The organism is Gryllotalpicola sp. CP2-P1, from assembly GCF_057512245.1.
This window is the reverse complement of sequence record NZ_JBLRDT010000176.1, coordinates 1-5,135: the sequence shown is the minus strand read 5'-3', so window position 1 is coordinate 5,135 and position 5,135 is coordinate 1. Positions and strand designations below refer to the sequence as shown.

The 5,135-nt window shown below is 70.5% G+C and carries 7 protein-coding genes and 1 riboswitch; of the genes, 3 read left to right on the top strand and 4 right to left on the bottom strand.

Translation table 11 applies throughout. The features are described 5' to 3' along the window. Both ACM2XV_RS12025 and ACM2XV_RS12020 read right to left on the bottom strand, forming a co-directional pair. Positions 1-419: hypothetical protein (locus tag ACM2XV_RS12025; RefSeq protein WP_487027087.1), on the bottom strand; the 419-nt coding region annotated here is incomplete at its 3' end. A gap of 158 nt (positions 420-577) precedes the next feature. Next, positions 578-1,582 carry an aldo/keto reductase family protein gene (locus tag ACM2XV_RS12020; protein ID WP_344778791.1) on the bottom strand — a complete coding sequence of 335 codons (1,005 nt, stop codon included), beginning with the start codon at positions 1,580-1,582 and terminating at the stop codon, positions 578-580. A 75-nt stretch (positions 1,583-1,657) separates the two neighbouring features. Between ACM2XV_RS12020 and ACM2XV_RS12015 the strand changes: the two genes are divergently transcribed. After that, positions 1,658-2,902 carry a DNA polymerase IV gene (locus ACM2XV_RS12015; protein WP_487027086.1) on the top strand — a complete coding sequence of 415 codons (1,245 nt, stop codon included), beginning with the start codon at positions 1,658-1,660 and terminating at the stop codon, positions 2,900-2,902. On the opposite strand, the gene ACM2XV_RS12010 is transcribed toward ACM2XV_RS12015, so the two are convergent. Continuing rightward, the gene (locus ACM2XV_RS12010) at positions 2,899-3,816 is read right to left on the bottom strand and encodes an endonuclease/exonuclease/phosphatase family protein (RefSeq protein ID WP_487027085.1); all 918 of its coding nucleotides are present in this window, start codon (positions 3,814-3,816) and stop codon (positions 2,899-2,901) included. The genes ACM2XV_RS12015 and ACM2XV_RS12010 overlap by 4 nt on opposite strands. An 80-nt stretch (positions 3,817-3,896) precedes the next feature. Between ACM2XV_RS12010 and ACM2XV_RS12005 the strand changes: the two genes are divergently transcribed. After that, positions 3,897-4,265: a hypothetical protein gene (locus ACM2XV_RS12005; RefSeq protein WP_344778797.1), complete on the top strand. Its 369-nt coding sequence runs from the start codon at positions 3,897-3,899 to the stop codon at positions 4,263-4,265. Here ACM2XV_RS12005 and ACM2XV_RS12000 read toward each other — a convergent pair. Next, positions 4,262-4,384, bottom strand: a complete 123-nt coding sequence (locus tag ACM2XV_RS12000; protein ID WP_344778799.1) for a hypothetical protein — start codon at positions 4,382-4,384, stop codon at positions 4,262-4,264. The two genes, ACM2XV_RS12005 and ACM2XV_RS12000, sit on opposite strands and share 4 nt — an antisense overlap. A 19-nt stretch (positions 4,385-4,403) precedes the next feature. Beyond that, a riboswitch (TPP riboswitch) is annotated at positions 4,404-4,514 on the top strand. A gap of 36 nt (positions 4,515-4,550) precedes the next feature. On the opposite strand from ACM2XV_RS12000, the gene ACM2XV_RS11995 reads away from it, so the two are divergent. Next, on the top strand, positions 4,551-5,135 hold a 585-nt coding region (locus ACM2XV_RS11995), incomplete at its 3' end, for an ECF transporter S component (RefSeq protein ID WP_487027084.1).

Genomic DNA, 5,135 nt, shown 5'->3' with positions numbered 1-5,135 from the left:
GGAACGGCCGCCGAGCGGCCGGCGGGCTGCGTCAGGGTGTCGTCGTCGCTGACGGGGCTCTGGCCCGGGTTGTGCTGGTCGCCCGCGCCGATGATGGCGTCGAAGTCGAGCCCGGCCGCCGGGGCGGGCGGCGCTGAGGGCGGCGCGGAGGGGGCGGGCGAGACCGGGCTCAGCGCCTCGGTGTACCCGTCGGCAGAGACCCGCACCTCCTGCGTGCCGAGGCTGTCGCGCGCGATCAGGCGAACGGGCCGGTCGAGCCGCTGGGCGACCCCCGCGACGGCCCGGATGATGTCACGACGCACGCCGTCCTCGGTGCGGCCCTCGATCGTGGTGATCGAGCCGTCGACCGAGATCTGGCCGATGTACGGCCCTTCGGCGCTGCGCACCACGGTGGCTTCGATGTGAGGAGTGTGGGTCATGGGGGTGGTGTCCGTCACGGGTTCCCTCCGCTGATCATGGCTGCAGAGCGTCGGGTAGCTGCTCTGTGCCCCTAATGGGGGTAGATACTACCGAACACCTTTGGGGAACCGTCAAACGGAAGAGGCCGCCCCGAAGGGCGGCCTCCCTGTCGAACGGCTCAGGCGACGCGCGTCTCGGGCGACTGCGTGAGCGTCGGGTCCGTCTCGGTGAAGCCCCCGAGCGCCTCGTCGATCTTGGCGAGAACGGACGCCTCGAGCTTCACGCCGGCTGCGGCGGCGTTCGAGGCGATCTGCTCGGGGCGGCTCGCGCCCACGATCGCTCCGGCGACGTTCGGGTTCTGCAGCACCCACGCCACGGCGAGCTGAGCCTGCGTGAGGCCGAGCTCGTCTGCGATCGGCTTGAGGCTCTGCACGGCGGTCAGCAGGTCGTCGCGCATCCACCGGGCGATCATGTTCTTGCCGCCCTTCTCATCGGTCGCGCGGCTGCCCTCGGGCGCCGGCTGCCCGGGCAGGTACTTGCCCGTGAGCACGCCCTGCGCGATGGGCGAGAACACGATCTGCGAGAGGCCGAGCTCTTCGGAGGTGGGCACGACCTCCTGCTCGATGACGCGCCACAGCATGTTGTACTGCGGCTGGTTCGAGATGAGCTGGAACCCCAGCTCCTTCGCGAGCTTGTGGCCCGCGCGGATCTGGTCGGCATTCCACTCGCTCACGCCGATGTACAGCGCCTTGCCCTGTCGCACGATGTCGGCGAAGGCCTGCATCGTCTCTTCGATGGGCGTCTCGTAGTCGAAGCGGTGCGCCTGGTAGAGGTCGACGTAGTCGGTGCCGAGGCGCGTGAGCGAGCCGTTGATCGACTCCATGATGTGCTTGCGCGAGAGACCGGTGTCGTTCTTGCCGCCGGGGCCGGTCGGCCAGTACACCTTCGTGAAGATCTCGAGGCTCTCACGACGCTCGCCCTTGAGCGCGTCGCCGAGCACGACCTCGGCCGCCGTGTTCGCATAGGCGTCGGCCGTGTCGAAGCTCGAGATGCCGGCGTCGAGCGCGGCGTGGATGGTCGCGTTGGCCGCGTCGTTCTCGACCTGCGAAGCGTGGGTGAGCCAGTTGCCGTAGATGATCTCGGAGATCTTGAGACCCGAGTTGCCGAGGTATCTGAATTCCATGGCCCCAGCCTAGGCAGATTCATCGAATCGTTTCGACCCGCCCGGTTATCAGTTGCCCGAGAGAAGATGGACGACGTGGGCAAGACGGATGGAAGCGACCGCCAGGTGACGGTCGGGCCGGTGGACGACACCGGCGCCCACATCCTGCACGTCGACATGGACGCCTTCTATGCGTCGGTGGAGGTGCTCGACCGGCCCGAGCTCGCGGGCAAGCCGCTCATCGTCGGTCATGCGAGCGGGCGGTCGGTCGTCTCGAGCGCTTCATATGAGGCTCGCCGGTTCGGCGTGCGCTCGGCGATGCCCGTCGCGCAGGCGCTGAGGCTGTGCCCGGATGCCATCACCGTCGACCCTCGCATGGAGCGGTATGCCGAGCTGTCCCGCCAGGTCATGCAGATCTTCCGGCGGGCGACCCCGCTCGTCGAGCCGGTCTCGATCGACGAGGCCTTCCTCGACGTCGCCGGCGCGCGCAAGCTCCTCGGCAGCCCCGCGCACATCGCGGCTCAGCTGCGCGAATGGGTGCGCCGCGAGACGGGGCTGCCGGCATCGGTCGGAGTCGCCGGAACCAAGTTCGTCGCCAAGCTCGCCTCGGGCCGGGCCAAGCCCGACGGCCTGCTCGTCGTGCCGGTCGCGCAGACCCTCGACTTCCTGCACCCGCTGCCCGTCGGTGCGCTGTGGGGCGTGGGCCCGTCGACGCAGACCGCGCTCGCGGGCCTCGGGCTGCGTACCGTCGCCGACATCGCGGCCGCGCCGGTCGAGCTGCTCGAGAAGCGGCTCGGGGTCGGCGGCAGGCGCCTGTGGCAGCTGTCGAACGGCATCGACGTGCGCGAGGTCGAGACGACCCGCCTCGAGAAGTCGATCGGCCATGAGGAGACCTTCGAGTTCGACGTCACCGACCCCGCGGTGCTGCGGCGCGAGCTGCTGCGGCTCGCCTCGCGTGCTGCCGAGCGGCTGCGCCAGGCATCCGTCGCCGGGCGCACGGTGAGCCTCAAGCTGCGCTTCGCCGACTTCCGCACCATCTCGCGCTCGCGCACGCTGCCCGAGCCCACCTCGGTCGGCCGCCGCATCTATGAGGAGGCGGTGGCGCTGCTCGACGAGGCCTGGCGGGAGCGCGCGCCGGTGCGGCTGATCGGCGTGCGGGTCGAGCAGCTCGAGCCGGATGCCGGCCAGCCGGCCCTGTGGGACCCCGACGAGGACTGGCGCGAGACCGAGCGGGCCGTCGACGGCATCGCGGCGAAGTTCGGCGCGGGGGTGCTCGGACCCGCGGCGCTGCTCGGCACGAAGCCGCGGCGCGTCGGCGAGAGCGATCACTACCGCGGCTAGTTCAGGCCGACCTCGATCGGGCGGTGATCGCTGCCGTTCGCGGGCAGCACGACGCTCGAGACGACGCCGAGGCCGCGTTCGAGCAGGTGGTCGACGCGGGCGACGGGCAGCCGTGCGGGCCACGTGAAGCCGAGGCCCCACTGGCTCGTGCGCGGCTCGCTCACGGTGTCGAGCAGCTGGCGGAAGGCGCGGTCGGTGGACGCCGCGTTGAAGTCCCCGACGGCGATGAGCCGCGTCGAGTCGTCGGCGCGCAGGGTGGCCGCGAGGGTGCGCAGCATCTCGTCGCGCTGAGTGAACTGCCCCGGCCTCAGCGACGCCGCGTGCAGGGCGTAGACCCGCACCGAACCCTCATCGGTCTGCACGTCGACGCTGAGCGCCCGCTTCCAGCCGAGGCCCAACGTGAGCGAGTGGCCGTTCGAGAGCGGCAGCTCGCTCCACACTCCGACGGTGCCCACGATGTAGTGGTGCGGGTAGGCGCCGGCCAGCGTGGTCAGCGCCGCCTGCGTCGACGTGTCGGTGAGCTCCTGAAGCGCGATGACCTGCGGGTGCCGTGCGGCGATGGAGGCCACGGTCGCGCCGGGGTCGGCGTTGTCGGCATCCACGTTCTCGCTGATGATGCTGAGGTTCGCGTCGCCCTCGCCATGATGCGGCGTCAGCTGGGGGACGAAGAGCGCCGCCCACACGACCGCCGCCACGAGTGCTCCGATTCCCGCGAATGCCGATCGCCGGGCCGCCGCGATGATCGCGAGCAGGACGATGAGGATGCCGAACCACGGCAGCACCGACTCGATGAGGCCCATGACTCCGCCGCGGTCGGGGATCGCCCCGTGCCAGAGCAGGAGCGCCGCGACGGCGAGCGCGACGACGCCGAGAACGGCGTCGGCGACCATGCGGCTCAGGCGTCGGGCGGGCATCGGTCGATCTTCCCATGCGAGTGAGGCGGCGTCTGAGAAGACCCTGGCACCGCGGCGGGGCGCCGCGTAGCGTGGCACGCATGAGCAGCGTTGCGGAGAGAATCGGTGAACTGATCAAGGGCTTCGGCCTGTCGACCGTGTACGGCGAGGCGACCGAGCTGAACGGGGTCCACATCATGCCCGTCGCGCTGTCGTATCACGCGTTCGGTGCGGGCGAGGGCCACGGCAGCGGCGAGCGCCCGGGGGAGTCCGCGCTGAACGGCGAGGGGGAAGGCAGCGGGGGCGGCGGAGTCGCTCTGAGCGTTCCGTTCGGCGCCTACGTCCGCGACATCCGCGGGCTGCGCTTCGAGCCCAACATCGTCACGCTGATCGCCGTTGCGACTCCTCTGGTCTGGGTCGCCGGCGGCGTGCTCAAAGGCCTGGCGCGCGCACGCACGAAGCGCCGTTAGCGTCGAGCGGCCCGGCGCTCGGCGCGCCGCTTCTCGTCCCGGCGACGCCGCCAGATCAGAACCCGCAGCAGCACGATGAACGCGATCGCGAGCGCGATCACGGGTGCGAACGGGGTCATGCGGCTCAGTCTATGATTGGGGCCTGTACACGGGAGTCCGGTGAGCCGGGCTGAGAGGAAGGTTCTCAACCTTCGACCGTCGAACCTGATCCGGGTCATGCCGGCGCAGGGAGGCAGACATTCTCATTTCCCGTGCCCTCGTTTCTTCAGGGAAAGGGATCAACGAGTGCACGCAACAATCGATTCGCTGACGGATGCCGCGCCGAAGCGCGCCAGGTCGCTGAAGTGGCGCCCCGTCGACATCGTCATCGCCGCGGTTCTGGCCGTCGCCGCCGGAGTGGTGTTCTGGGTGTGGGACCTCGTGTCCAACCCCGTCGGGGCGCCGCTCGAGGCCGCTCTTCCCGGGATGCAGGGCCTCATCAACGGCCCATGGCTGTTCGCCGGCGTGCTGGTGGGCCTGATCGTGCGGAAGCCGGGCGCCGCGCTGTTCGGCGAGCTGGTCGCCGCCAGCGTGTCGGCCCTGCTCGGCACGGTGTGGGGCCCGCTGACCCTGCTGTCCGGTCTTGCGCAGGGACTCGGCGTCGAGGTCGTGTTCGCGATCCTGCTGTACCGCCGCTGGGGGCTCGGGGCGGCCCTGCTCGGCGGCCTCGGAGCCGGTGTCGGCGAGTCGGTCCTCGACCTCACGGTCTGGTACCCGGGCGCGAAGCCGCTGTTCGCCCTGCTCTATGCGTCGACGACGATCGTCTCGGGCATCGTCATCGCCGGCCTCGGCTCGTGGCTGCTGGTCAAGGCGCTCGCCAAGACGGGTGCG